Origin of the sequence: Pseudomonas simiae, assembly GCF_900111895.1 — a bacterium.
In the GTDB taxonomy this organism is placed as follows: domain Bacteria; phylum Pseudomonadota; class Gammaproteobacteria; order Pseudomonadales; family Pseudomonadaceae; genus Aquipseudomonas; species Aquipseudomonas simiae.
The window spans coordinates 403,139-429,350 of sequence record NZ_FOKB01000002.1 but is presented as its reverse complement, the minus strand read 5'-3'; the positions used below and the strand labels follow the sequence as shown (position 1 = coordinate 429,350).

Genomic DNA, 26,212 nt, shown 5'->3' with positions numbered 1-26,212 from the left:
TACCTGTGAAGGTAGCCGCCTTTTTTATGCCGGTTAAAGCGGCACCCGCTCCCGGCGCATCCACATCTCGAACGCCATCGCATTCAACGGCCGACTGATCAGATAACCCTGGGCGGTGTCGCAATTCCATTGTTTGAGCAGTTTCAGGCTGGGGGCGAATTCCACGCCTTCGGCCACCACCTTGAGCCCAAGGTTATGGCTCATCTCGATGGTGGAGCGCACGATCACCCCGTCACCACTGGTGCTGTCGAGGTTGCGCACGAAGGACTGGTCGATCTTCAACTCCTGCACCGGCAGGCGCTGCAATTGCGCCAGGGACGAATAGCCGGTGCCAAAGTCATCCACCGAGAGGCTGATACCGCAGCCGCGCAGTTGCTCCAGGACGCTGAGCGCCTGTTGCGGGTTGTGCATGATCGCGCTCTCGGTGATCTCGAAAATCAGTTGCTCGGCCTCCACTTGGTACGTCATCAAGAGCGCGGTGACACGGATCGCCAGGTCATCATCAGCCAGATCGTCCACTGAAATATTCACCGACAGCTGGATCAGCATGCCGCGCTGCGCCCACTCGGCGATCTGGCGGATGGCTTCTTCGATCACCCACAGCGTCAGGCTGCGCATGCTGCCGGTACGTTCGGCCAGGGGGATGAATTCGACGGGAGAGACTTGGCCCAGGGTCGGATGCTGCCAGCGCAACAAGGCTTCGGCCTGGCATACATGGCCGTGCTTGAGGTCGAGCTTGGGCTGGTAACACAGGAACAATTCGCCCTCGATGGCGGCACGCCGCAGGTCGCGGATCAAGGTGATCTGGCGTTGATGGGCCAGGTCGCGGTCCTGCTGGTAGATCTGCAAATGCCCCGGCAGGCTGGCCGCGTCATGCCGGGCGATGGCGGCGCGGCTGATCAACTCTTCCACTTGCTGGCCGTCTGCCGGGTAGGCGGCAATCCCCATGCTCACCTCGTGGCGCAGTTCGTCATTGCCGATGCGCTGGGGCTCGGTGAGCAGCGCGTAGAGGCGGTCGGCACGGGCCACAGCGCGGTCAACCTCGGTGTTTTCCAACAACAGCAGGAATTCGCTGCCGGCGATACGCGCCGCCGTATCACTGGCCAACAGGCTGATAGACAGGCAACGGCTGGCTTCGCGCAGCATCTCTTCCACGCCCTGGGGGCCGAAACCTTCGTTGATCACTCGGTAGTTCTCGATCCCCAGGTACAGCAACACCACCGGCCGGCGTGCACTGATCGCGCTGCCCAGGCGCTCCATGGCCAGGGCCCGATTGGGCAGGCCGGTGAGCGGGTCGTGCAGCGCGTTGTGCGCCAATTGCCGCTCGCGCACGGCGATACCGCTTTGCATGGCGTTGAAAGCGCGGGCCAACAGACCGAATTCATCGTGGCTGCGCACGCGCACCGGCGTGCGGTAATCACCGGCGCCGATACGCTCGGCCGCCTGCACCAGGGCGTTGAGCGGGCGCGACACCCGTCGCGCCAGAAACAACGCGGCGGCCAACGACACCAGCAGCACCGCCAGGGCAATCCCGAGGAACTGCCGGTCCAGCGGTGCAAAGGATTCCAGGGCATGGTCCAGCGGGCTTTGCAGCAGCACACGCACTTCATCGCCATTGCCGGTATTGGCCAGCGGCAATACCAGGCTGAGCACACGCTGACCGTAGAACATATGGATTTTCGGTTCGGGGTCGACATGCCCTTCGCGCAACAGGCTAAGCGTACCGGCCTGGTAAGCCTGCGGCTGGGTGCTGAACAGCGGGCCGGGCGTGTCATTTTGCACGCTGAGGAACGACACCTCCAGGTTGCTCATGGAGCGCAGCTCACTGGCGAACAGCTTATCCATGGGAAAGCCCATGACGACGCGCGCAATGGGTAAATCGTCGATCACTTCGCGCTGCACCAACAGATAGGGCCGCCCATCCAGGGCCACGATCAGCATCTGCAGGCCCGTACGCCGGGCGTGGCGCAAGGCGTCGTCATAGGGAAAAGACTGACCGCGCACGAAGATTGGCAAGGTGCTGACCATGACCTTGCCATCCAGCCCCAGTACAAACACTTCGCTGGAACGGATGCCCGTGCCGTGGCGACGCAATGCAGCGAGAACCGGCCCGGTCTTGCCTTCGGCCACGGCATGTTTGAATGGGAGATCGGCGGTCAGCCAGTCCAGGCCGTACTGCAGGCGACGCCCGCGCAGGTCGAGCAGGCGCTCGAATACCTGGCTGCCGGTTTGCAGTTGGACTCGCGCCTGGTTTTCCACGGCGCGGGTGGTGGCGGTCTTGACGGCGAAATATGTGGCGGCGACGACCACCAGCAGCAACAGAGCCAGCACCCCGGCAATGCGGGTTTGGAACGTATGGCGCCACCTCATTGCAGTGCCCTCTGGCAGCGTTCGCCTCTCTCTGCCACTACGTCCCTTTGTCATGTGCATTCCCTGCGACCGCTGACCTGGCGTCAAAAAAACATCTATTTTGAGTGGATATTAGGTTTTAGGAGATTAGCTGGGAGTAGGGTTAAGTGCACCCAATAAAAACGGGGAGTTTTGTGGCGGTTTTTTGGCGACAATGGGTTGACTGAAGGGCTCGGCGGCTCGGGGGGGGGACGCGGGGTTGAGTACATATCCTTTATTTAGGTTATGGCGACTATGGGTTCCGCTCTTACAGCGGGTCACTTTGGAAAAGCCCCAAAGTAACCAAAAGGCTCTTGCCCCAACACTCGGCACCTCGCTCACGCTCGGTGTGCCCGTAATCCGACAGTGATTTGGGGGGCCGCCGCCACGCGCCATCCATGGCGCGGGGCGGCTAAGCCGGCATCCCTGCCGGTTTACCCCCCAAATCCCTGCCGAATTCCGGCCAGCGTGTTTGACGGGGCGCCTGAGATCAAAAGCAAAGCAAAAGCAAAAACAAAAGCACGGCGCCCTGACAGCCAGCCCGAGTGGTTGGATCAAAGGCTGTTACCTGTAGGAGCTGGCTTGCCGGCGATGCGAACGACTCGGTACCGCAGGCACACCCCGGTGATGCCATCGCAGGCAAGCCAGCTCCCACATTTGACCGCGTACGCCTCCCCAAACCGGTCGGCTCTAAGGCCGCCGCGCTTTTGCTTTTGATCTGGGGCGCCCCGTCAAACAAGCCGGAGTGAGGGCATGCCGAGCCTAGGTGAGGCACCGAGTGTTGGGGCGAAGCGTTTTTGGTTACTTTTTGCGCTCTTCAAAAAGTGACCCGCTGTAAGAGCGGAACCCATAGTCGCCGTTACCAAAGAAACGGATATGTACTCAATCAATCAATCAATCAAAAACAGCGAGCCCGCATAAAATCCCCCCACCGCCGCACCAAATAATTATGCTCATCCATCACCGAATTCCACACCGCAATATGCCCCATACGCTGCTCATAAGACCCCCCATCCCGCACTTCCCCGACATCAATCAACGGCAACCCATCACTCCCCAGCAACTCCTCCCGCGCCGGCTCCCCCGCGTACCAATAATCCCACTCCGCACTGCTCAAGTGATCCCGCGTACGCGCCGGGTTCCCAATGTAGTAACCCTGGCGCGCCATCACCGCCCCAGGCCACCCCGACAACCACCAATTCAAATACGCATACGCCGCATCCAACACCGCGCCCTTGGCATGCCGCGACAACGACAACCCACCAAACCACGCGCGATACCCTTCACGCGGCACCGCCAAGCGGTATTTCACCCCCGCGCGATGCAGCCGCATCAAGGTCGGCGACCACAGGCTCTGGATATCGATACTCGGGCTGAGCATCAATTGCGCGGCCTCTTCATCATCGGACCAGAACGCCGCAAAGTGCCCCTCCTTCTGCTTGCGCACCAGGATGTCAGCAAGCACGTCGATCTCTTCAATGCTCATGTTGCCGATGTCCCTGAAGCTCGCCAGCCCCGCGCCCTGCACCGCCAACGCCGCATCCAACGCACCGATGGCGGCGTCACTCTGCAAGGCCGTGCGCGCACGCCAAGCGGGGTCCAAAAGCCAGCCCCAGCTTTCGTTACCGTGGCAAAAGCCTTCGGGCAACCGTTCGGGGCGGTAGGCGAAACTGTCGGCGTTGTGGGTCAGGGGCAACATGCTGATGCGGTCGGTGACCGTGCTGCCGAGGCTGCCATCGTGCTGCACGAACAACCGTTCACTGGGCACACTGCCGCTGCCGAGGCGGTCATCGGGTGACAGGCGACCGCGCTTGGGCAGATCGTTGATTTCGTGCCACAGCGCGATGCGTCGGGTGTCGATGGGCTGGATCGCCCGGGCCGGCCACACGAAGTCAACGTTGTGGAACCACTGGTCGTACAGGTCGTAGCTGTCGGGTTGCATCACCGCGATACGCTGGGCCTGTTCGACGTCGTGCACCTGATAGATCAGGCGAATGCCCAGCTCCTGCTCAGCGCGCACGCGCAAGCATTCAAGCAGGGTGACCGAAGTACCGAGGACTCTTAACGTGATCATGCCGCAAACCGTCGTGAAAACACGTTGAAGGAACGTCGCAACAGTTCGGGGTCGAGGCCGCGCAGGATAAACACTAGGCGCGATTGCCGATCACTGCCCGGCCACGCAGGCAGGTGCACCGGCGCATGCAGGCAATGCTGCACACCATGAATGACGATGGGGGCGTTACTGGCGTTCACGTTGAGCAGCCCTTTGACACGGAGGATCCGTTCGCCGTGGCATCTTAACAGCATCGACAACCACACCCCGAACCCCACCCAGTCCAGGGGCTGGTCGAAGGTCAGGCTGCACACTTGTGCGGCGCCGTGGGTGGCGGTGGCGGTGCGATGCAGTTGCCAGCGACTGACCTCCACGGCGGGTTCGAGGCTGCGCAGGCCTTCGCCGAGCAGCAGTTGATCGCCGCTGTGGATCTCGTGGGTATCGAGAATCGGCGTGCCGGCATTCAGCGCCTGCAAATGGGCGCGCAACGCCGTGCAATCGCCGGCCAGATCGGTCTTGCTCAGCAGCAGGCGATCCGCCGCCGCCACTTGCGCCAGCCATTCCGGGTGCAGGCGTTCTTGCACAGAGGCGTGGCTGGCATCGACGAGGGTAATCACCAGGCCAACATGGAAACGCCCGCGCAGTTGCACGTCGTTGTTCAAGGTGGCAAGAATCGGTGCCGGGTCGGCCAGGCCGGTGGTCTCCAGGATCACCCGCTTGAAGGCCGGAATTTCACCCCGTTCGCGACGCTGCAGCAGGCCGAGCAGTGCGTCTTTCAACTCGCCACGGATCGAACAGCACACGCATCCGCTGGGCAACAATACGGTGTCCGGTGCCACCTCTTCCACCAATAGGTGGTCAATGCCGACATCGCCGAATTCGTTGATCAGCAGCGCGGTGTCGCCCAGGCTTTCGCCTTGCAGCAGGCGCTTGAGCAAGGTGGTCTTGCCGCTGCCAAGGAAGCCGGTGATCACATTCAGAGCCATGCTCATTGTTTACTACCTCAATGATGCCCCTGTAGGAGCCCGGCTTGCCGGCGATGGCGTCCTTCAGAATGCCATCGCCGGCAAGCCGGGCGCCTACAAGTCCAGGTGATCCAGCAAGTGGGGGTCGAGGGGGTCCAGCGGGCGGCCGAGCATGCTCTCGGCCGCCTGCCAGAGTTGATCCAGGCCGCTGGCCAGCGCCTGTTTGCCGGTGGCGCCCAACAGCAAATACGACGCGCCCTGGAAATCTTCGACCTTGAGCCGGAACACTGCCAGCACCTGGTTTATCGCAGCAATCCGGCGCAGGCGTTCGCGGCGCCGGGGCAGTTCATCGCCCAGGGGATCGCTCCAGTGCAGGTCTTCGCCAAGCAGTCCGCAGAGTCCGCACATGGCTACACCCCACTCATGGCATGACATCGCCGGAGTTCGGGCCCAGGGTCTGGCCGACGAACAGGTTGCCACCGGGCTCGCTGGCGAGCAGCACCGCCGTTGGCGCAACTTCATCAGCCAGACCGAAGCGACCCAGGGGCAGTTCCTTGGCCTTGGCGCGCTTCCAGTCGTCGCTGATACCGCCTACCAGCGGCGTCTCGATCGGGCCTGGCGCGATGGCGTTGACCAGCACATTGTCCTTGGCCACTTCCAGGGCCAGGGACTTGGTGAAACCGATCACCCCGGCCTTGGCTGCGGCGTAATGGGTCAGCTCGGCGCCGCCCTTGATACCTAGTTGCGACGCGACGTTGATGATCCGCCCCCAACGTTGCGCGAGCATGTGCGGCAAGGCGCGCTGGCTGGCGACGAACACACTGGTGAGGTCGACACGCAGCATGTCGTTCCACATCTCAATGGACAGGTCGACGCAGCGTGCCTGGGTGAGCATGCCCGCGTTGTTGACCAGGATATCGATTCCGCCGAAGTGTTCGATGCAGCAATCGACACTGGCCTGGGCGCCTTCGACGGTGCCGACGTCAGCCAGGCACTCGAACACCTCGGCACCGAGGTTGCGGCAGGTGATCGCCGTTTCCGCGAGGCTGGCGGCGTTGCGGTCGGCCAGTACCAGGCGCGCGCCTTCAGTGGCGTAGGCATGGGCGATGGCGGCACCGATGCCGCTGCCGGCGCCGGTGATGACGGCGCGGCGGTGGATGAGTTGGGGCATGTAAATTCTCCCGAGACAAACACAGTTCTGATGTGGGTACAGTCAATCGGGCCAGCGCACGGTCAGGCCACCGTCGATGACGATGCTTTGCCCGGTCAGATAGCTCGATGCGTCACTGGTCAAAAACTGCACCAGAGACGCCACTTCATCCGCCCGCCCTACCCGGCCCAACGGAATCGCGCGCGCCGCTTTCGCCAAGCCTTCCGGCCCCAACGAGTTCTTCGCATCCAGCGATTGCGGCGTCTCGATCAACCCTGGGATCACCGCATTGCAACGGATGCCCTTGGCCGCCAACTCCACCGCCAGCGACCGGCACAACCCCGGCACGCCGGCCTTGGCCGCCGCGTAATGGCTGTGTTCCTGCCAGCCATACACACCGCCGGCAATCGACGAAATCGCCACCAGCGCACCGCCTTCCTGCATGTGCCGGGTCGCCGCGCGGAAGGTGCGCATCACCCCCGTCAGGTCGACGTTGAGCATTTCGTCCCACAGCGCGTCGGTCATCTCCAGCAACGGTGCGCGACGCAGCAGGCCGGCGTTGGCCACGGCGTAATCCAGTCGACCGAAATGCTGGATGGCTTGCGCGGCCAGGGCATCGACTGAAGCGGTGTCACCCACGTCCAACGGCAGCATCAGGCACTCGCCACCGGCCTCTTCTACCAGGCTGACGGTGGTCTGCGGGTCATGGGGATCGGCCGGGTAATACCCGCCGACCACCGCCACGCCGTTACGGGCATAGGCCACGGCGAGGGCTTGGCCGATGCCGCTGGCGGCACCGGTAATCAAGGCGACTTTACGGCTCATCACACACTCCTTACTGAACGGTTTCCGGGCGCACATGGCGTGCGGCAAACATCAAGGCGCCGGACAGGAAACACGGCAGCGCACCGAACCACAGCGCGGCGGTCTGCCAGTCGCTGCCGGCAGACAACACCTGGGTTGCGCCAAAGCCTGCAACCACCGCACCGATCGGCCCCATGGCGTGGATGATTGCGCCTCCAGTGGCGCGGATGCTGGTGGGGAAACTCTCGCTGATAAAGAACAACGCCGCCGAATATGGACCGATCAGGAAGAACAGGCCCAGGCTGTACAGCCCGACTACCATCGGCATATTGCTCGGGCCAAACAGCATCCCGGCGAACGACAGGCCGCCGAGCATCCAGCCCAGGCCAATCACGTTGCGACGGCCGATCTTGTCACCCATCCAGCCGTGGCTGAGGTAACCGCAGTAACCCACCAGGTTCGACAGCACCAGGATGATCAACGAATTCTCGAACGAGATATGGTGCACGCTGACGATCACCGACGTACCGAGCACGCTGAACACCTGGATCGCCGCCCAGTTGAGCAACAGTGCCGCGCCGATCACTAACGTGGCGCGCCGCGCCGGGCCCCGGAACGCGGCCTTGAGGCCGGCCTTGCTGTGTTCGTCATAGTCCACGCCGTAGGTCACGGCAACGTTTTGCGCTTCCTTCAATGCGCCGCTTTTACGCAGTTCGCTGATGCGCTGGTGGATCTGGAACTGCGGGCTCTCCTTGAGCTTGCGCGCCATGATCGCGATGACAATCGCCGGGATCGCGGCGAAGATGAAGCAGCCCTGCCAGCCAATGATCGGCAGCAACAGCGCGGTCAACCCGGCGGCAATCAAAGCCCCCACCGGCCAGCCGCCTTGCACTAGGCTATAGATAAAACCACGGCGTTTGGTCAGTCGCGGATCTTCCGAGGCGCCATACAACTCACTCAAGTACGTCGCGTTGACGGTTTCTTCGGCATACCCCAAGCCACCCAACGAACGGATCAGAATCAGCGGCGACTTGCCCCACGCACCGCCGATCGCGGTGAGTGCCGAGCACAGCGCGGAGCCGGCCACCGTGAAGATAATGCCGGTACGCCGCCCCAATTTGTCCACGACCGGGCCGATGGCAAACGCAACCACCGCCGTGCCGACCGCCACCCACGTCGCGATTTCAGCTTGCTCCACTTCACCCCAGCCAAAATGCCGGCCGATCTCCGGCAGCAAGGTGCCGAACAGGATGAAGTCATACACCGCAAACACCCAGGCGAAAAACGCGATCCAGGTGGCAAATCGCACCTCCTTGGACGTCAGTTGCCGGGGTTTCCAGCCAGTCAGGTCAAGCTTGTTGTAGATGGACATGGGTCGCGCCTCAAGGGTTAGTGGCCCTCCGTAGGAGCGAACGTGCTGGCGAAGAACGCCTCGACACCGCGTTCATCCAGGATGCCCGCGTCATCGTTGACGGTTTCCGCGGGCAAGCCCGCTGCTACAGGTGGGGTGTGTCAGGTACGGGGTTGGCGGCGGATGAAGTCGTCGGCGATTTCGTCGAAGGTCACGAAGCGCACACCGGCATGGCTCTGGATGTGTTCGATCAGGCGCTCAAGCATCAGCAGCACTTGCGGACGGCCGGAGACGTCGGGGTGGATGGTCATGGTGAACACGGCGTGTTCGTGTTCGCGATACACCCAGTCGAACTGGTCGCGCCACATTTCTTCGAGGTGACGCGGGTTGACGAAGCCGTGGCTGTTGGGGGCTTTCTTGATGAACATCATTGGCGGCAGGTCGTCGAGGTACCAGTTGGCCGGGATCTCCACCAGGTCGGTTTCTTCGCCGCGCACCAGGGGTTTCATCCAGGTGTCGGGGTGCTGGCTGTAGTCGATCTTGGTCCAGCTGTCGCCCTTGCGCACGTAGTAGGGATGGAAGTCGTTGTGCATCAGGCTGTGGTCGTACTTGATGCCTTTTTTCAGCAGCAGTTCGTTGGTGACCTTGCTGAATTCCCACCACGGCGCCACGTAACCCGTCGGGCGCTTGCCGGTGACTTGGGTGATCAGCTCGATGGATTTATCCAGGACAATTTCTTCCTGCTCGGCCGTCATGGCGATGGGGTTTTCATGGCTGTAGCCGTGCACACCGATTTCGTGACCGGCGTCGGCCACGGCCTTCATCTGCTCGGGGAAGGTTTCCATCGAGTGGCCAGGGATGAACCAGGTGGTACGCAGGCCATAGCGTTCGAACAGCTTGAGCAGGCGCGGCGCGCCGACTTCGCCGGCGAACAGGCCACGGGAGATGTCGTCCGGCGAGTCTTCGCCGCCGTAGGAACCGAGCCAGCCGGCGACGGCGTCAACGTCGACGCCGAATGCACAGAGAATGTCTTTAGCCATGATGTGTCTCCTTAAACGTTGAGTACGGATTCGACGGATAGCGCCGCGCGCAACAGGCGAGCGTCTTCCCCCGTCGGGGCGCTGAGCAGCAGCCCGGTGGGCAGGCCCTGGGCATCACGGCCGCTGGGCAGGGTCACGCCCGGCATGTCGAGCAAACTGCCGGGCATGGTCAGGCGCAGGGTGGCGAGGTTGGTTTTGACGAACAGCTCGTCATCGGCTTCCAGCGGTGCCAACGCCGGAGCGACATGGGCGATGGTGGGGGTGATCAGGAGGGCGCCGTCGAGGTCGGCCATCAATTGCTGTTGCAGGCGGCGACGGGCGTCGAACAAGTGGAGCAGTTGGCTGGCCGGCAGCGCGCGCGCGGCTTCGAGGCGGCGGCGTACACGGGGGTCGAGTTGTTCGGCGTCGGGGCTGTCGAGCAAGGCTTCGTGCAAGGCGAAGGCTTCGAAGGAACCCAGCCAGCCATGGTGCTTGATCAGGTCCAAGGTGGCCTGGAAGGTCGGGCACTCGCGTTCTTCGATCAACGCGCCGTGGGCCTTGAGTTGCTCCACTGCGCGCAGCAGGTTGTTGCGTACAGCGGGTTCGACATCTTGCTGCGCCAACACAAAACGCTGGCCCTTGAGGCTGCGGGCGATGTGCGTTTGGCGACGGCCATGCAGCAGATCGTCGATGGCCAGGGCATCACGCACGCTGCGCGTCAGCGGACCCAGGCTGTCGAGGGTGTGGGCCAGGGGGAACACGCCGTCGCGGCTATAGCGTCGGCTGCTGCTGCGGTAACCCACCAGGCCGTTGAACGCCGAGGGGATGCGGATGGAACCGGCGGTGTCGGTCCCCATGGCGATGGGCACAATTGCGGCAGCGACGGCCACGGCTGAACCGGACGACGAGCCGCCGGGAATGCGTGGCTGGTCAGTGCCATGGGGATTGTGTGGCGTGCCGAAATGCGGGTTCAGGCCCAGGCCGGAATACGCCAATTCGCTGAGGTTGGTCTTGCCCACGCTGACCATCCCGGCGCGGCACAGCAAGCCGACCGTCGGTGCGTCGAGCAATGCGGCAGGCGCGTTGCGGCGGTAGGCGGCGCCAGCAGTGGTAATGCTGCCGGCCACGTCGAACAGATCCTTCCAGGCCAAGGGTACGCCGTCGAATACACTCAAAGGCTGGCCGGCGCGCCAACGGGCGGCAGCGGCTTCAGCTTCCCGGCGCGCGCGCTCGGCAGTCAGGCTGATGAACACAGCCGGGACCTGGCTCGCCTTCTCGAGTGCCTGTTCAAGGACTTGCACCGGGTCGCTGCGACCGCTGGCGAAATCCTCGGCCATTGAAGTGGCGTCTGACATCAGGTTGCCCCTTATAAAACGTACATATTAATAAAATATACATTTTACAAAGGCAGCTTTCGTGCCAGTCTCTGTTTGACGGGCTCTACGCAAACCGTGGATTTTGCCCAGAGCTACGGGATAGAAGGTTTTAAACAGCGCAAAAAAAGGACGGGAGCACGCCGGAAAGCGTGCCGAATGAAATAATGTATCTTTTATTAATAAGTACATTTTTGTGCAGAAAAGTAACATCACCACATTTCAAGCCCCAAAAAAGTGCCGCCGCTGTGGCGCAGGGTGACAGGCGCAACTTATGAGAGAATCCCCGGCCACCGTCCTACAAGCCCCAGAGAAAGCGATGAAAGCAGTGTCCGCCTCGGCCTCCCGTTACGCGATGATTCACCAGGTATTGCGTGATGCGATCGTCAACGGCACCGCACGCCACGGCCTGGTCTTGCTGGAAGCGCCGCTGGCCGAATTGTTCGGCACCAGTCGCGTGCCGGTTCGCCGAGCCCTCGACCTGCTGCATGAGGAAGGGCTGATCTGTCGCTTCAACGGCCGGGGTTACCTGATCAACCCCGAAGGCCTGGCGCTGGAACCGCTGCGCCTACCCTTGAGCCATGCGCACTTGGGCCTCAACGGGGAAGATGAGTTGGTGGACACGCGGCCCCTGGGCGAGCGCATCGTCGAGGAAATCGGCGCTGCGTTGTCCACCTGCATTGCCTTCGGTCACTACCGCCTGGACGAGCAAGCCGCCGCCGACCACTACGGCGTCAGCCGCGCAGTGGTGCGCGAAGCGCTGATGCGCCTGCGCGACCGAGGCCTGGTGGAAAAAGAGCCCTACTCTCAATGGCTGGCAGGACCGCTGACCGCCCGCGAAGTCACCGAAGACTACGAGCTGCGCGCCTGCCTGGAACCCGAAGCCCTACGCCAGAGCGCGCCCCACCTCGACCGCGAATTGCTGGAGGCCATGTTGCAACGCGTGCTCGATGCCCAGGACAGCCCCCACTGCAGCCTGGAGGCCATCGAACAGATCGAGGAGGACCTGCACCAGCGCTGCCTAGCCGGCGTACAGAATCGCAAGATCGCGGCACTGATTCGCCAAGGACAGAGCCCGATGATCATCAGCCGGATTTTCTACCGTTTGCTGGGGATCGGCGCCGATCCAGCCATGCTGGCCGAACATCGGCTGATTCTAGAGTTGTTGTTGCACGGCGCTTTTGACGCGGCGGCGCTGAACCTGCGCGAGCATTTGCAACGCGCACGGCAGCGTATGCTGCAGCGGTTGAAAGTGTTGTCAGTGCTGCCGGAGCAGCCATTGCCGAGCTACCTGCACAAAATCAGCTGAATTCATGCAATTTGTTGCTAACTTCACCCGACCATTGAAACCACCGCTACCCCGCCCCATCTAACTTGCATACTTCCTTATGCAGGTGCCCCATGAGCGACCAGCAAGAATTCCCTGATTACGACCTCAACGACTACGCCGACCCCGAAAACGCTGAATCCGCCTCGTCCAATACCGGCCTGGCCCTGCCTGGGCAAAACCTGCCGGACAAGGTCTACATCATTCCGATCCACAACCGGCCCTTCTTCCCGGCGCAAGTGCTGCCGGTGATCGTCAACGAAGAGCCGTGGGCCGAGACCCTGGAGTTGGTGAGCAAATCCGACCACCACTCCCTGGCCCTGTTCTTCATGGACACGCCGCCGGAAGACCCACGCCACTTCGACACCTCAGCCCTGCCGCTGTACGGCACCCTGGTGAAGGTGCACCACGCCAGCCGCGAGAACGGCAAGCTGCAATTCGTGGCCCAGGGCCTGACCCGTGTGCGCATCAAAACCTGGCTCAAGCACCACCGCCCGCCCTATCTGGTGGAAGTCGAATACCCGCACCAGCCGAGCGAGCCGACCGACGAGGTCAAGGCCTACGGCATGGCGCTGATCAATGCGATCAAGGAACTGCTGCCACTCAATCCGCTGTACAGCGAAGAGTTGAAGAACTACCTCAACCGCTTCAGCCCCAACGACCCATCGCCACTGACCGACTTCGCCGCTGCGCTGACCTCGGCCACCGGTAATGAGTTGCAGGAAGTGCTGGACTGCGTGCCCATGCTCAAGCGCATGGAAAAAGTGCTGCCGATGCTGCGCAAAGAAGTCGAAGTCGCGCGCCTGCAAAAAGAACTGTCCGCCGAGGTGAACCGCAAGATCGGTGAACACCAGCGCGAGTTCTTCCTCAAGGAACAGCTCAAGGTCATCCAGCAAGAACTGGGGCTGACCAAGGACGATCGCAGTGCGGACGTCGAACAGTTCGAGCAACGCCTGGAAGGCAAAGCACTGCCGGCCCAGGCGAAAAAACGCATCGATGAAGAACTGAACAAATTGTCGATCCTCGAAACCGGCTCGCCGGAATACGCGGTGACACGCAACTACCTGGACTGGGCCACGTCGGTGCCATGGGGCGTGTATGGCGAGGATAAGCTCGACCTGAAACATGCACGAAAAGTGTTGGATAAACACCACGCGGGCCTGGATGACATCAAGAGCCGCATCCTCGAATTCCTGGCGGTGGGTGCCTACAAGGGCGAAGTCGCCGGCTCCATCGTGCTGCTGGTCGGCCCGCCGGGCGTGGGCAAGACCAGCGTGGGTAAATCCATCGCCGAGTCCCTGGGGCGGCCGTTCTATCGCTTCAGCGTCGGCGGTATGCGCGACGAGGCCGAGATCAAGGGCCATCGCCGCACCTACATCGGCGCCATGCCCGGCAAGCTGGTGCAGGCGCTTAAAGATGTGGAAGTGATGAACCCGGTGATCATGCTCGACGAGATCGACAAGATGGGCCAGAGCTTCCAGGGCGACCCGGCGTCGGCGCTGCTGGAAACCCTCGACCCGGAACAGAACGTCGAATTCCTCGACCACTACCTGGACCTGCGCCTGGACCTGTCCAAAGTGCTGTTCGTGTGCACCGCCAACACCCTGGATTCCATCCCCGGCCCGTTGCTGGACCGTATGGAAGTGATCCGCCTGTCGGGCTATATCACCGAAGAGAAAGTCGCCATCGCCAAGCGCCACCTGTGGCCGAAACAGCTGGAAAAAGCAGGCGTGTCAAAAAACACCCTGACCATCAGCGATGGCGCGCTGCGTGCGTTGATCGACGGCTATGCGCGAGAGGCCGGCGTACGTCAGCTGGAGAAACAGCTGGGCAAACTGGTGCGCAAGGCGGTGGTCAAGTTGCTGGATGAGCCGGACTCGGTGATCAAGATCGGCAACAAGGACCTGGAAAGCTCCCTGGGCGTGCCGGTGTTCCGCAATGAGCAAGTGCTGTCCGGCACCGGCGTCATCACCGGCCTGGCCTGGACCAGCATGGGCGGCGCGACCCTGCCGATCGAGGCGACGCGTATCCATACCCTCAATCGCGGCTTCAAGCTCACTGGGCAATTGGGTGAGGTGATGAAGGAGTCCGCGGAGATTGCCTACAGCTACATCAGCTCGAACCTGAAGTCGTTTGGCGGTGATCCGAAGTTCTTCGACGAAGCCTTCGTGCACTTGCACGTGCCGGAAGGCGCCACGCCGAAAGACGGCCCAAGCGCCGGGGTAACCATGGCCAGTGCGCTGCTGTCCCTGGCACGCAACCAGCCGCCGAAAAAAGGCGTGGCGATGACCGGCGAGCTGACACTGACCGGGCATGTGCTGCCGATTGGCGGGGTGCGCGAGAAGGTGATTGCGGCGCGGCGCCAGAAGATCCATGAGCTGATCTTGCCGGAGCCGAATCGCGGGAGCTTTGAAGAGTTGCCGGAGTACCTGAAAGAAGGCATGACGGTGCACTTTGCCAAGCGATTTGCGGATGTGGCCAAAGTGCTGTTCTGATCGTTATGTAGCGCCTGGAGCGGCCTCTTCGCGAGCAAGCCCGCTCCTCCATGTTGACCGCGTACGCGGTCGACAGGTGGGAGCGGGCTTGCTCGCGAAAGGGCCGGCCCGGTCACCACAAGTTCCCATCCAGTCACACCTTGTCTCATCTTCGGTTATGCTCGCCCTTCGTCGTGAATCAACGGAGCCCCCATGACCGCTGCCCGCCTGCTTCTCCCCTTGAGCCTTGCCCTGCTGGCCGCGTGCGCCAGTGCACCGAAGCAAAACGTCACCGTGGACAATCAGAGCGCCTGCCCGCTGCAGCTTAAAAGCGGACAAAACCTGATCCTGACCCTGCCGAGCAACCCCACCACTGGCTACCGCTGGGCGATCCAGGACTCCGCCGGCGGCGTGTTGCGTGCGTTGAGCCCGGAGGTCTACAGCAGCTCGGAATCCGGCGTGATCGGTGGCGGCGGCCAGTCGACCTGGCGCTTCCAGGCGTTCGCCACCGGGCAGGGCCGTTTGCGCCTGACCTCCCAACAACCCTGGGAGCCGGAAGCCGAACCCGTCGAGACCTTTGACTGCGCTATCACGGTGAACTGATATGCCATGGCTGATTCTTGCGTTGATGGGCGCCGGCACCTTTATCTACGGCCTGACCACCCATGCCACGTTGCTGTGCCTGCTGGTCAAGCCGCTGCCAGTACTGGCGCTGCTGGGCTGGCTGCATGATGCGCCACCCACCGACTATCGACGCTGGATCAGCCTGGGGCTGATTTTTTCCCTGGTGGGCGATGTGCTGCTTGCCTGGCCGGGTGACCTGTTCATCTTTGGCTTGGGTGCATTTCTGTTGGCGCACCTGGCCTACCTCAAAGCCTATTTCAGTGACTGTCGCCGCTTGGCGCTGCTGCCGCTGATCTTGGCGCTGGCCGTGGGCGCGATCCTGCTGAGCATCCTGATTTCCCATGGGCTGGGCGACCTGCTGATTCCAGTGGTGGTGTATGCCCTGGTAATCAGCGCCATGCTCTGGCGCGCATTGGCCCGGCTAGGCAGCGATGTGCCGAAGCGTTCGGCAGGGTTGGCGGCTGCGGGCGCGGCGTCGTTCGTGTTTTCCGACACGCTGATCGGCATCAACCGATTTGTGGTGGCGTTCGATGCAGCGCCGTATTTGCTGATCACTACGTATTGGCTCGGCCAATGGGGCATCACGGCCTCGGCTTTCCATCAGACAACCCGCGCACATGAGGGCCAAGTTGGCTAAAATGCCGGCCTTTCCCCCTTCGTCGCCGGAACAACCGTGAGCAAAGAACCCGATCGCCTATTCGCCCAGCCCCTGCCCCAGGTGCCGGACTTCGCCTTTAACGAGGACGTGGTGCGGGTGTTCCCGGACATGATCAAGCGCTCGGTACCGGGTTACCCGACCATCGTCGAGAACCTTGGCGTACTCGCCGCGCAGTTCGCCCAACCCAACAGCGTGCTGTATGACCTGGGGTCATCCCTCGGCGCAGTGACCCAGGCCTTGCGCCGTCATGTGCGCACCGACGGTTGCCGAGTGATCGCGGTGGATAACTCGGCGGCGATGGTCGAGCGTTGCCGTGAATACCTCAATGGCCAGGACTCGATGTTCCAGGAGTTGCTGCCGGTTGAAGTGATCGAGGGCGATATCCTCGCGCTGCAATTTCAGCCGGCGTCAGTGGTCGCGCTGAATTTCACCCTGCAATTCATCGCACCCGATGAGCGCCTGGCGCTGCTCTCGCGCATCCGCCAATCACTGTTGCCGGGCGGTGCGCTGATCCTTTCGGAGAAGCTGCGTTTCAACGATGCGCAAGAACATGCGCTGCTCACCGACCTGCATATCGCGTTCAAACGCGCCAATGGCTACAGCGAACTGGAAATCGCCCAGAAGCGCAGCGCCATCGAAAACGTCATGAAGCCCGACAGCCTCGAAGAACATCGCGAACGCCTGTTGGCGGCCGGGTTCTCGACAGTTGTGCCATGGTTCCAGTGTCTTAACTTTGCCTCGTTGATTGCCTTGCCATGATTGATCTGTCTCCCCTCGCCCGCCACCTGGTCGGCACTCCCCTGGCCGTGTGGGCCCAGGGCCTGCAAGCGCAACTCGATAGCAAGATGGAAAAGGGTCATGGCGACCTGGAGCGCTGGCAGAGTGCGCTGGATGCGTTGCCAAAGATCCAACCCAGCGAAGTGGATTTGCTCAACGGCCTGACACTCGATACCCACTGCGACGATGACACCCGCGCGCAGATGCATACCGCGCTGATGGGCCTGAGCCCTTGGCGCAAAGGACCATTCAACCTATTCGGCGTGCATGTGGATACTGAGTGGCGCTCGGACTGGAAGTGGTCCCGCGTTGCACCGCACTTGAACCTGAAGGGCAAGCGCATCCTCGACGTGGGCTGCGGCAACGGTTACTACATGTGGCGCATGCTCGGCGCCGGCGCCGATAGCGTGATTGGCGTTGATCCCAACTGGCTGTTCTTCTGCCAGTTCCAGGCGGTGCAGCGCTACCTGTCCGAGCCCAAGGCCTGGCACCTGCCGTTTCCGTTCGAAGACCTGCCGTCGAACCTGGAAGGCTTTGATACGGTGTTTTCCATGGGCGTGTTCTACCACCGTCGTTCGCCCATCGAGCATCTGCTTGCACTGAAAGATACACTGGTCAAAGGCGGCGAACTGGTCCTGGAAACCCTGGTGGTGGAAGGCGATCAGCAACAGGTGCTGGTGCCGGAAGATCGCTACGCGCAAATGCGTAACGTATGGTTCCTGCCCTCGGTGCCGGCCTTGATGCTGTGGCTGCGGCGTGCAGGTTTCAGCGACGTACGGTGCGTGGATGTGAGTGTGACCACGGTTGAGGAACAGCGTGGGACGCAGTGGATGAAGTACCAGTCCCTCAGCGATTTCCTGGACCCGGAAGATCACAGCAAGACCATCGAAGGGCTGCCGGCGCCAATGCGGGCGGTGATCATCGCCAAGAAATAGTCCCGATCGCCCTGAAGAAACACAGGGCCAAATGTGGCAGGGGGCAAGCCCCCTCCCACATTTTTGTCCTCAGTGTTCTTTAGCGTGGTGGTTTGGCCCGGCGAGCCTTGAAGAACTCACTCAACACCGTGCCGCACTCCTCGGCCAGCACGCCGCCTTCAAACAGCACCTTATGATTGAGAAAGCCCTGGGTAAAAAACTGCCCCTGGCTTTGCACGATCCCCGCCTTGGGCTCCAGCGCGCCGTACACCACCCGCGCAATCCGTGAGTGCACGATCAAGCCCGCGCACATGCTGCAGGGTTCCAACGTCACATACAGCGTGCTGCCCACCAGGCGGTAGTTGCTGATGGCTTGCGCGGCGGCGCGGATGGCGACCATTTCGGCGTGGGCACTGGGGTCGTTGCCGCTGATGGGGCAGTTGAAGCCACGGCCGATGATTTCACCGTCCTGCACCAGCACTGCACCGACGGGCACTTCACCCAATGCAGCACCTTGGGCGGCAAGGGCCAGGGCTTCGCGCATGAAGTCCTGGTCGCGGCTGCGGTCGATGATCGCGGGGGGGCGAAACTGGCGCATCACGCCACCTCGATGGCGGCCATCAGGCCGGTTTCCATATGGTCGATCACGTGGCAATGGAACATCCACACGCCTGGGTTATCCGCCACCAACGCCACGCGGGCGCGTTCGTTCTTGCCCAACAGGTAGGTGTCGGTGAAGTACGGGATCACCTTGTGGCGGTTCGACGCGATCACCTTGAAGCTCATGCCGTGCAGGTGGATCGGGTGCTGGTACTGGGTCATGTTCTTCAATTCGAAAATATAGCTCTTGCCCTTCTCAAGCTTGGCAATCGGGCGGTCGGCGCAGGTCTTGTCAGTGATGTCCCAGGCCTTGCCGTTGATCTGCCACAGGCTGGGTGGCTTGCCGTCATCGACTGAAACGGTGCCAACCCATTCGAAATTGAAGTTGAGTTTCTCCGCATTGGCCAGGTCCGGTTCGCTGATCGGATTGGCGGGCAATGCGGGCGGCCACGCAGTCGGTGCATCGGAGTTGGCCACCGAACGAAACGTACCGAGGCGCACCGGGCCGTTGCGAATCGACAGTTCCTCACCGGCAGGCGGTGCCTTGATCGCCAGGCAGATGCGCATGCCGGGGCCCAGCCAGTATTCCTTGCCCAGCGGGCGCGGCTCGATGGGGTTGCCGTCCAGCGCGTAGATCTGCGCTTCGACATCCGGGATGTTGATGCGATAGGTCAGGGTGTTGTCGAGGTTGAGCAGGCGCACGCGGGTGATCTGCCCGGCGGGCAGATCGATGACGGCCTGGGACACGCCATTGATCGTCGACAACCGCCCGGCGGTGCCGCCACGCGCCGCTTCACGGGGAATGCTGAAGGCCACGAAAGCGCCCTCTTCGTCCACGTGCCAGCTTTTTAGGCTCAGGGTGCGTTCATGTTTGAAACCGGTGGGCTCGCGCTCTTCGATGATCAGCGGACCAACCAGGCCGCGGCCGAGTTCTTCGCTGCTGTTCACATGGGGGTGATACCAGTAGCTGCCCGCGTCGGGCACGCGAAACTTGTAGTCGAAGTATTCGCCGGGCAGCACCGGCAATTGCGAGACGTAAGGCACGCCGTCCATTTCCAGCGGGAGGCGGATGCCATGCCAGTGGATGGTGGTGGCGACCGGCAAGTGGTTGATGAAGCGCACTCGCAGCCATTCGCCCTGGCGCACGCGCAGCTCGGTGCCAGGCGCCGAAGGGCCGAATGCCCAGGCTTCGGTCTTGTGACCCGGCACGAGCTCCACGTCCAGCGGCGCGGCAATCAATTGGTAATCGCTTCCTGCGTTGGCATCGGCAACCTTGCCCAGCCAGTAGCGGTAGGCGCCACCGGCACCCACACCGACTACTGCCAGGCCGGCAAGGCCACCGAGAATCTGTCGACGGGAAAACGATTGGGACACAACAACCTCACGTATCTGCAGCAGGCACAGGGCCTGCAAAGGGCAGATACAATACACCCGCGGGCGCTAAACAGTAAGGGTTCGCATTGCCGCACAGCTGAATTCAAAGGGTTTAGCTGGGTGGTCAGGACTCTGGATACACTGAAGATCCAGTGTGGGAGCGGGCTTGCTCGCGAAGGCGACAGGTCAGTGAATACATCTTTGACTGAGCCACTGCATTCGCGAGCAAGCCCGCTCCCACAATGTTGATCTTCAGCGTTCTTTAGACTGTGTTCGCTTAAGTTCTGGCGGCTGCCAGGATCAGGGCCTTCATCTCGGCAACCGCACCTTTGAAACCGACGAACAGCGCATGCGCCACCAGCGCATGGCCGATGTTCAGCTCGTTGATGCCCTTGATCGCCGCCACCGCCTCGACGTTGTGGTAATGCAGGCCATGGCCGGCGTTGACGATCAGGCCTTCCTTGAGACCGCAGCTCACACCGTCAATGATGCGTTGCAGCTCATCAGCCACTTCGGTCGGCGTGGTGGCATCGGCGTAACGGCCAGTGTGCAGTTCGATAGCCGGTGCGCCGACACGACGCGAGGCTTCGATCTGGCGCTCGTCGGCGTCGATGAACAGCGACACTTCGCTGCCGATCTTCGACAGGCGCTCCACGGCGGCCTTGATCCGCGCTTCCTGGCCGGCCACGTCGAGGCCGCCTTCGGTGGTGAGTTCCTGACGGGTTTCCGGCACCAGGCAGATGTGCGCGGGGCGGATGCGCTCGGCGAACTGCATCATTTCTTCGGTGACGCCCATTTCGAAGTTCATGCGGGTTTGCAGCACATCCTTGAGCACCAGCACATCACGCTCCTGGATATGACGGCGGTCTTCGCGCAGGTGCACGGTGATGCCGTCGGCGCCCGCTTCTTCGGCGTCCAGCGCGGCCTTGACCGGGTCCGGGTAACGGGTGCCCCGGGCCTGGCGCAGGGTAGCGACGTGGTCGATGTTGACGCCAAGAAGAATGCGATTGCTGGTGGTCACGGAAGCGCTCCTGAATAGGGAAAGAAACGCTGCACAGCATACACGGGGTTGTCAGGGCTTTCGAAACAACTCGCGACTGACCAGCGGCCGTCCGCCCAAGTGCACGGCCAGGGCCTGGCGCATCAGGCGCTTGGCGGCAGAAAGCGCACCGGGTGCGGTCCAGTCCGCCTCGCTCATGGCCAACAGTTCGGTGCCCTGGAACAGGCCCGGCTGCAACAGGTACACGCGCTCCAGGCCGGCGTCGACTTGCAGGCGATACATGCCATCGGCGGCGACAGGATCGCCGTGCAGGTCGTTGGCCAGTTCGAAGCCGTAACCCAGGTCGTCGAGCAGACGCCATTCGAAGGCGCGCAGCAGCGGTTCCAGGGGACGCCCTTCGGCCAGGGCGAGCAAGGTGGCGGCGTAATGATCGAAGACCGCCGGGTGTGGGTCTTCGGCGGGCAGCAGGCGGATCAGCAATTCGTTGAGGTAGAGGCCGCTGAACAGCGCCTCACCATTAAGCCAGGCAGAAGTGCCGAGGCTTTCCATGCGCCCGACGTTTTTCAGCTCGCCTTTGCCGCGAAACTCCACGTCCAAGGCGACAAATGGCCGCGCCAACGTGCCCGCCTTGCCCCGCGCACTGCGCAATACTGCGCGCAGGCGGCCCTGAGGCGTGAGGAAGTCCACCAGGGCGCTGGTCTCGCGGTAGGCGCGGCTGTGCAGGACGTACGCGGGCTGGCTGGGGGGCGTGGTTGAGGACATGGGTTCTCGTTGCTGGAATGCACTAGTGAAAACGACACAAACCTAATGTGGGAGGGGGCTTGCCCCCGATGGCAGTGTGTCAGTCACTTATTTGCTAACTGACCCACCGCTATCGGGGGCAAGCCCCCTCCCACATTTTTTCCCTGCGGCGTCCTTACAGGTCGCCGTAGCCCAGAGAGCGCAATGCACGCTCATCATCGGACCAGCCACCCTTCACCTTCACCCACAGGTTGAGCATGATCTTGGAGTCGAACAGCAACTCCATGTCCTTGCGCGCCTCGGTGCCGATACGCTTGATGCGCTCGCCCTTGTCGCCAATGATGATCTTCTTCTGGCCGTCACGTTCGACGAGGATCAGCGCATGAATGTGCAGGGTCTTGCCTTGCTGCTTGAACTCTTCGATCTCGACGGTGATCTGGTACGGCAGCTCGGCGCCCATCTGGCGCATGATTTTCTCGCGCACCAGTTCGGCGGCGAGGAAGCGGCTGCTGCGATCGGTGATCTGGTCTTCCGGGAAGAAGTGCTCGTTCTCCGGCAGGTGCTCGGCGATCACACGTTCCAGGGCGTCCAGGTTGTGGCCGTGCTGGGCGGAGATCGGGATGATCTGGGCGTTCGGCAGCTGTTCCTGCAACCAGCTCAGGTGCGGCATCAGCTCGGCTTTGTCTTCGATGCGATCAGTCTTGTTCAGCGCGACGATCAGCGGGCCGGTGACGTACTGCACACGCTCCAGGACCATCTGGTCTTCGTCGGTCCACTTGGTGCGGTCGACCACGAAGATCACCACGTCGACGTCTTTCAACGCCGCCGAAGCGGTCTTGTTCATGTAGCGGTTCAGGGCTTTTTCGCCACCTTTGTGCATGCCCGGGGTATCGACGTAGACCGCTTGCACGTTGCCTTCGGTCTTGATGCCCAGCATGTTATGGCGGGTGGTCTGCGGCTTGCGCGAGGTGATCGCGAGCTTCTGGCCAAGGATGTGGTTCAGCAGCGTGGACTTGCCCACGTTCGGGCGGCCGACGATGGCAACATAGCCACAGCGTGTTGCGTTTGAATCAGTCATGGCCATTCTCCACGCCCAGGGCAATCAGTGCTGCAGCGGCCGCTACCTGTTCGGCAATACGACGGCTCACACCCTGACCTCGGCTTTTTTCGTTCAGTAAGGTGATTTCACATTCCACGAAGAACACGCGGCAATGCGGCTCACCCTGGATATCCACCACTTCATAGCGTGGCAGGTCGCAACCGCGCGATTGCAGGAATTCCTGCAAGCGGGTCTTGGGGTCTTTGTTGGTGTCGACCAGCGTGAGGCTTTCGATCTCGGAGGTCAGCCACGCGGTGACACGTTCCTTGGCTGCTTCCATACCTGCATCGAGGTAGATGGCACCGATCAGCGCTTCGAGGGCGTCGGCCAGGATCGATTCACGGCGGAAACCGCCGCTCTTCAGCTCACCGGAACCCAGGCGCAGGTACTCGCCCAGGCCGAAGCCACGGGCCAGCACGGCCAGGGTCTCGCCCTTCACCAGGCGTGCGCGCAAGCGCGACAGCTGGCCTTCACGGGCTTGGGGGAAGCGCTCGAAAAGAGCTTCACCGGCGACGAAATTGAGGATGGCATCACCGAGAAATTCCAGGCGCTCGTTATTGCGCCCTGCAAAGCTGCGGTGTGTAAGGGCAAGGACCATCAATTCCTGGTCCTTGAAGGTGTAGCCGAGCTGGCGCTCGAGACGACTTAGAGAAACGCTCACGGTTTACCCATATCTGTTTGGTGGCACCGGCGGCCATCGACGATTGACGCAGTGTTCAAATTCAAATCCTGGTTGGTGCAGCATGAGGCAGGACCGATTTGTCCCCACCCCAGAAAAGCATTCGGCGCTGTGTTCACAGCGCCGCCTGTATTACTTGATCAGCCCGACCCGCGAGAAGTTCGGCAGGTGGCTGAGTTTGGGTTCCGGCCAGCTCATCCAGACCGCGAAGGCCTTGCCGACGATATTCTGGTCGGGAACCATGCCCAGCAGGTCCTTGGGAATGTTGGGGTCATCCCAGTACCGGCTGTCATTGGAGTTGTCGCGGTTGTCGCCCATCATGAAGTAGTGCCCGGCCGGCACTTTCCACTGGCCGTCTGGCTGGGCACGGTAGCGGCTCATTTCCTTACGGATTTCATGCTCCACCGCACCGAGTTTTTCCTGGTACAGCTCGGCGCTGCCCAGGCTGTTCGGCTCGGAGCCGACCAGTTTCTCGGCCACCGACTCACCGTTGATGAACAGACGCTTGTCGCTGGTGTAACGGATCACGTCGCCCGGCAGGCCAACCACACGCTTGATGTAGTTGACGTTCGGGTCGCTCGGGTAGCGGAACACCATCACATCGCCACGCTGTGGGTCACCGATTTCGATGACCTTCTTGTCGATCACCGGCAGGCGGATCCCGTAGGAAAACTTGTTCACCAGGATGAAGTCGCCCACGTCCAGGGTGGGTTTCATCGACCCCGAAGGAATCTGAAACGGTTCCACCAGGAACGAACGCAGCACCAGCACGATGAACAACACCGGGAAGAACGACTTGCCGTATTCAACCAGCAAGGGCTCTTTGTTCAGCTTCTCGATCACCACGCCATCGGGCTGGCTGACGCTGCCCTGATAGGACGCGATAGCCGCCCGCCGACGCGGGGCGAAGAACACCAGATCGAGCAACGCCAGGAGGCCGCAAACGGCAACGGCGATGACCAGCAACAGCGGGAAATTTAGCGACATAGGACCTAACTATCCAACCTGAGCACCGCAAGGAAGGCTTCTTGTGGAACTTCCACGTTACCTACTTGCTTCATGCGTTTTTTACCGGCCTTTTGCTTCTCAAGCAGCTTGCGCTTACGGCTTACGTCACCGCCGTAGCATTTGGCCAGTACGTTCTTTCTGAGTGCCTTGACGGAGGTCCGCGCAATGATCTGCCCGCCAATGGCGGCCTGGATCGCGACGTCGAACATCTGGCGCGGAATCAGCTCTTTCATCTTCTCGGTCAACTGGCGACCTTTGTAGTGCGCGTTGTCCTTGTGCACGATCAGTGCCAGGGCATCGACCTTGTCGCCGTTGATCAACACATCCAGTTTCACCAGATTAGCCGATTGGTAACGGTCAAAATGGTAATCCAGCGAAGCATAGCCGCGACTGGTGGATTTGAGGCGGTCGAAGAAGTCCAATACCACTTCGTTCATCGGCATGTCGTAGGTCACTTGGACCTGGGTGCCGAGGAACAGCATGTCGCGCTGGACGCCACGCTTTTCGATACACAGCGTAATGACGTTGCCCAGGTGCTCCTGCGGTACCAGGATATTGGCCCGCACGATAGGCTCGCGCATGTCTTCGATCGCCGAGAGATCCGGGAGCTTGGACGGGTTGTCGACGTAAATCGTTTCACCGGTTTTCAGCAACAACTCGAAAATAACGGTCGGCGCGGTGGTGATCAGGTCCAGGTCGTATTCGCGCTCAAGGCGCTCCTGGATGATTTCCATGTGCAGCATGCCCAGGAAGCCGCAGCGGAAGCCGAAGCCCAGTGCGTCGGAGCTTTCCGGGGTGTACTGCAACGACGAGTCGTTGAGGGTCAACTTCTGCAGGGCTTCGCGGAAATCTTCGAAGTCATCGGAGCTGACCGGGAACAGACCGGCGTAGACCTGCGGCTGGATGCGCTTGAAGCCTGGCAGCACGTCGACGTCCGGCGTGGAGCTCAGGGTCAGGGTGTCACCCACCGGTGCGCCGTGAATGTCCTTGATGCCGGCGATGATGAAGCCTACTTCACCGGCTTTCAGATCAACGGTCGCGGTGTGCTTGGGGTTGAATACACCGACGCTGTCCACCAGGTGGATCTTGCCGGTGGACTTGACCAGGATCTTATCGCCCTTCTTCACGCGGCCGTGACGAACGCGAACCAGGGACACAACGCCCAGGTAGTTGTCGAACCAGGAGTCGATGATCAACGCTTGCAGCGGATCTTCGTAGTTGCCGGTCGGGGCTGGAATGGTGTGCACCAGGCGTTCGAGCACTTCGTCGACACCCAGGCCGGTCTTGGCGCTGCAGGTGACGGCGTCGGTGGCGTCGATGCCGATGATCTTCTCGATCTCTTCCTTGACGCGCTCAGGCTCGGCCTGGGGCAGGTCGATCTTGTTCAGCACGGGCATGACTTCCAGGCCCTGCTCGATCGCGGTGTAGCAGTTGGCAACCGACTGCGCTTCAACGCCCTGGCCGGCGTCGACCACCAGCAAGGCACCTTCACAGGCCGCCAGGGAACGGCTGACTTCGTAGGTGAAGTCAACGTGGCCCGGGGTGTCAATGAAGTTCAGCTGGTAGGTGATGCCGTCTTTGGCTTTGTAATACAGCGTAACGCTGTGGGCCTTGATGGTGATCCCGCGCTCGCGCTCGAGGTCCATGGAGTCCAGGACCTGGGCTTCCATTTCACGCTCGGCAAGGCCGCCGCACATCTGGATGAATCGATCGGCCAGCGTCGACTTGCCATGGTCAATGTGGGCGATGATGGAGAAATTGCGGATATGACTCAAATCACTCACGGATCAACACTCAAAAAGGCTGCAGGCAGATTGCCCGCTGAAAAATAGCC

General features: G+C 61.7%; 23 protein-coding genes. 6 read left to right on the top strand and 17 right to left on the bottom strand.

Annotated elements, in window-relative coordinates; all coding sequences use genetic code 11:
• Positions 1 to 33: 33 nt before the first annotated feature.
• The 9 genes from BMZ57_RS07985 to BMZ57_RS07940 form a co-directional block, all read right to left on the bottom strand.
• Positions 34 to 2,370, bottom strand: coding sequence for a putative bifunctional diguanylate cyclase/phosphodiesterase (locus BMZ57_RS07985; protein ID WP_021491812.1), 2,337 nt, complete (start codon positions 2,368 to 2,370; stop codon positions 34 to 36).
• Positions 2,371 to 3,286: 916 nt separating this feature from the next.
• Complete coding sequence (locus BMZ57_RS07975) at positions 3,287 to 4,462, bottom strand: ABC transporter substrate-binding protein (protein ID WP_069672369.1); 1,176 nt, start codon at positions 4,460 to 4,462, stop codon at positions 3,287 to 3,289.
• The gene (locus tag BMZ57_RS07970) at positions 4,459 to 5,433 is read right to left on the bottom strand and encodes a CobW family GTP-binding protein (protein WP_069672370.1); all 975 of its coding nucleotides are present in this window, start codon (positions 5,431 to 5,433) and stop codon (positions 4,459 to 4,461) included. Before BMZ57_RS07970 ends, BMZ57_RS07975 begins: the two co-directional genes overlap by 4 nt.
• An 87-nt stretch (positions 5,434 to 5,520) precedes the next feature.
• Entirely contained in the window at positions 5,521 to 5,814 is a 294-nt protein-coding gene (locus tag BMZ57_RS07965; RefSeq protein ID WP_021491815.1) for a hypothetical protein, read from the bottom strand.
• Between the two features lie 13 nt (positions 5,815 to 5,827).
• The gene (locus BMZ57_RS07960) at positions 5,828 to 6,577 is read right to left on the bottom strand and encodes an SDR family NAD(P)-dependent oxidoreductase (protein ID WP_010212852.1); all 750 of its coding nucleotides are present in this window, start codon (positions 6,575 to 6,577) and stop codon (positions 5,828 to 5,830) included.
• Positions 6,578 to 6,619: 42 nt separating this feature from the next.
• Positions 6,620 to 7,381: an SDR family NAD(P)-dependent oxidoreductase gene (locus tag BMZ57_RS07955; protein ID WP_042571706.1), complete on the bottom strand. Its 762-nt coding sequence runs from the start codon at positions 7,379 to 7,381 to the stop codon at positions 6,620 to 6,622.
• Between the two features lie 10 nt (positions 7,382 to 7,391).
• Complete coding sequence (locus tag BMZ57_RS07950; protein WP_069672371.1) at positions 7,392 to 8,732, bottom strand: MFS transporter; 1,341 nt, start codon at positions 8,730 to 8,732, stop codon at positions 7,392 to 7,394.
• 140 nt (positions 8,733 to 8,872) lie between these two features.
• Entirely contained in the window at positions 8,873 to 9,751 is an 879-nt protein-coding gene (locus BMZ57_RS07945; RefSeq protein WP_010212857.1) for a polysaccharide deacetylase family protein, read from the bottom strand.
• Between the two features lie 11 nt (positions 9,752 to 9,762).
• Entirely contained in the window at positions 9,763 to 11,085 is a 1,323-nt protein-coding gene (locus tag BMZ57_RS07940) for an amidase (protein WP_044286684.1), read from the bottom strand.
• 337 nt (positions 11,086 to 11,422) lie between these two features.
• On the opposite strand from BMZ57_RS07940, the gene BMZ57_RS07935 reads away from it, so the two are divergent.
• From BMZ57_RS07935 to cmoB, 6 genes are all read left to right on the top strand, one after another.
• Entirely contained in the window at positions 11,423 to 12,412 is a 990-nt protein-coding gene (locus BMZ57_RS07935) for a GntR family transcriptional regulator (RefSeq protein ID WP_069672372.1), read from the top strand.
• 92 nt (positions 12,413 to 12,504) lie between these two features.
• On the top strand, positions 12,505 to 14,925 hold the full coding sequence (gene lon, locus BMZ57_RS07930; RefSeq protein WP_010212861.1) for an endopeptidase La: 2,421 nt from the start codon (positions 12,505 to 12,507) through the stop codon (positions 14,923 to 14,925).
• A 192-nt stretch (positions 14,926 to 15,117) separates the two neighbouring features.
• Entirely contained in the window at positions 15,118 to 15,507 is a 390-nt protein-coding gene (locus BMZ57_RS07925; RefSeq protein ID WP_010212864.1) for a protease inhibitor I42 family protein, read from the top strand.
• Position 15,508: 1 nt separating this feature from the next.
• Positions 15,509 to 16,165, top strand: a complete 657-nt coding sequence (locus tag BMZ57_RS07920) for a lysoplasmalogenase (protein ID WP_010212866.1) — start codon at positions 15,509 to 15,511, stop codon at positions 16,163 to 16,165.
• A 36-nt stretch (positions 16,166 to 16,201) separates the two neighbouring features.
• A complete protein-coding gene (gene cmoA / locus BMZ57_RS07915) occupies positions 16,202 to 16,945 on the top strand; it encodes a carboxy-S-adenosyl-L-methionine synthase CmoA (protein ID WP_010212868.1) in 744 nt (247 codons plus the stop codon).
• Positions 16,942 to 17,898 carry a tRNA 5-methoxyuridine(34)/uridine 5-oxyacetic acid(34) synthase CmoB gene (cmoB, locus tag BMZ57_RS07910; protein WP_010212870.1) on the top strand — a complete coding sequence of 319 codons (957 nt, stop codon included), beginning with the start codon at positions 16,942 to 16,944 and terminating at the stop codon, positions 17,896 to 17,898. The genes cmoA and cmoB overlap by 4 nt, the downstream gene beginning before the upstream one ends.
• A gap of 79 nt (positions 17,899 to 17,977) precedes the next feature.
• On the opposite strand, the gene tadA is transcribed toward cmoB, so the two are convergent.
• The 8 genes from tadA to lepA all read right to left on the bottom strand — a co-directional run bounded on the left by tadA (position 17,978) and on the right by lepA (position 26,162).
• Complete coding sequence (tadA, locus tag BMZ57_RS07905; protein WP_010212871.1) at positions 17,978 to 18,475, bottom strand: tRNA adenosine(34) deaminase TadA; 498 nt, start codon at positions 18,473 to 18,475, stop codon at positions 17,978 to 17,980.
• Entirely contained in the window at positions 18,475 to 19,851 is a 1,377-nt protein-coding gene (locus BMZ57_RS07900) for a multicopper oxidase family protein (RefSeq protein ID WP_021491821.1), read from the bottom strand. The genes tadA and BMZ57_RS07900 overlap by 1 nt, the downstream gene beginning before the upstream one ends.
• A 277-nt stretch (positions 19,852 to 20,128) precedes the next feature.
• On the bottom strand, positions 20,129 to 20,872 hold the full coding sequence (gene pdxJ / locus BMZ57_RS07895; protein WP_021491822.1) for a pyridoxine 5'-phosphate synthase: 744 nt from the start codon (positions 20,870 to 20,872) through the stop codon (positions 20,129 to 20,131).
• A 51-nt stretch (positions 20,873 to 20,923) separates the two neighbouring features.
• The gene (recO, locus tag BMZ57_RS07890) at positions 20,924 to 21,613 is read right to left on the bottom strand and encodes a DNA repair protein RecO (RefSeq protein ID WP_010212877.1); all 690 of its coding nucleotides are present in this window, start codon (positions 21,611 to 21,613) and stop codon (positions 20,924 to 20,926) included.
• A gap of 154 nt (positions 21,614 to 21,767) precedes the next feature.
• On the bottom strand, positions 21,768 to 22,670 hold the full coding sequence (era, locus tag BMZ57_RS07885; RefSeq protein WP_010212878.1) for a GTPase Era: 903 nt from the start codon (positions 22,668 to 22,670) through the stop codon (positions 21,768 to 21,770).
• A complete protein-coding gene (rnc, locus tag BMZ57_RS07880) occupies positions 22,663 to 23,352 on the bottom strand; it encodes a ribonuclease III (RefSeq protein WP_010212880.1) in 690 nt (229 codons plus the stop codon). The genes era and rnc overlap by 8 nt, the downstream gene beginning before the upstream one ends.
• Positions 23,353 to 23,502: 150 nt before the next feature.
• Positions 23,503 to 24,357 (bottom strand): signal peptidase I, encoded by an 855-nt coding sequence (gene lepB / locus BMZ57_RS07875; RefSeq protein WP_010212881.1) that lies wholly within the window; start codon positions 24,355 to 24,357, stop codon positions 23,503 to 23,505.
• A 5-nt stretch (positions 24,358 to 24,362) separates the two neighbouring features.
• A complete protein-coding gene (gene lepA / locus BMZ57_RS07870; protein WP_003188853.1) occupies positions 24,363 to 26,162 on the bottom strand; it encodes a translation elongation factor 4 in 1,800 nt (599 codons plus the stop codon).
• Positions 26,163 to 26,212 lie beyond the last annotated feature (50 nt).

Bases quoted from the DNA above. Each gene is read 5' to 3' on its own strand.
- BMZ57_RS07955 (WP_042571706.1), bottom strand. From the start codon at position 7,381: ATGAGCCGTAAAGTCGCCTTGATTACCGGTGCCGCCAGCGGCATCGGC.
- BMZ57_RS07975 (WP_069672369.1), bottom strand. From the start codon at position 4,462: ATGATCACGTTAAGAGTCCTCGGTACTTCGGTCACCCTGCTTGAATGC.
- BMZ57_RS07985 (WP_021491812.1), bottom strand. From the start codon at position 2,370: ATGAGGTGGCGCCATACGTTCCAAACCCGCATTGCCGGGGTGCTGGCT.
- lepB (WP_010212881.1), bottom strand. From the start codon at position 24,357: ATGTCGCTAAATTTCCCGCTGTTGCTGGTCATCGCCGTTGCCGTTTGC.
- BMZ57_RS07935 (WP_069672372.1), top strand. From the start codon at position 11,423: ATGAAAGCAGTGTCCGCCTCGGCCTCCCGTTACGCGATGATTCACCAG.
- BMZ57_RS07920 (WP_010212866.1), top strand. From the start codon at position 15,509: ATGCCATGGCTGATTCTTGCGTTGATGGGCGCCGGCACCTTTATCTAC.
- era (WP_010212878.1), bottom strand. From the start codon at position 22,670: ATGACTGATTCAAACGCAACACGCTGTGGCTATGTTGCCATCGTCGGC.
- BMZ57_RS07965 (WP_021491815.1), bottom strand. From the start codon at position 5,814: ATGTGCGGACTCTGCGGACTGCTTGGCGAAGACCTGCACTGGAGCGAT.
- BMZ57_RS07925 (WP_010212864.1), top strand. From the start codon at position 15,118: ATGACCGCTGCCCGCCTGCTTCTCCCCTTGAGCCTTGCCCTGCTGGCC.
- tadA (WP_010212871.1), bottom strand. From the start codon at position 18,475: ATGCGCCAGTTTCGCCCCCCCGCGATCATCGACCGCAGCCGCGACCAG.
- BMZ57_RS07945 (WP_010212857.1), bottom strand. From the start codon at position 9,751: ATGGCTAAAGACATTCTCTGTGCATTCGGCGTCGACGTTGACGCCGTC.
- cmoB (WP_010212870.1), top strand. From the start codon at position 16,942: ATGATTGATCTGTCTCCCCTCGCCCGCCACCTGGTCGGCACTCCCCTG.
- recO (WP_010212877.1), bottom strand. From the start codon at position 21,613: ATGTCCTCAACCACGCCCCCCAGCCAGCCCGCGTACGTCCTGCACAGC.
- BMZ57_RS07950 (WP_069672371.1), bottom strand. From the start codon at position 8,732: ATGTCCATCTACAACAAGCTTGACCTGACTGGCTGGAAACCCCGGCAA.
- BMZ57_RS07970 (WP_069672370.1), bottom strand. From the start codon at position 5,433: ATGAGCATGGCTCTGAATGTGATCACCGGCTTCCTTGGCAGCGGCAAG.
- BMZ57_RS07940 (WP_044286684.1), bottom strand. From the start codon at position 11,085: ATGTCAGACGCCACTTCAATGGCCGAGGATTTCGCCAGCGGTCGCAGC.
- BMZ57_RS07960 (WP_010212852.1), bottom strand. From the start codon at position 6,577: ATGCCCCAACTCATCCACCGCCGCGCCGTCATCACCGGCGCCGGCAGC.
- lon (WP_010212861.1), top strand. From the start codon at position 12,505: ATGAGCGACCAGCAAGAATTCCCTGATTACGACCTCAACGACTACGCC.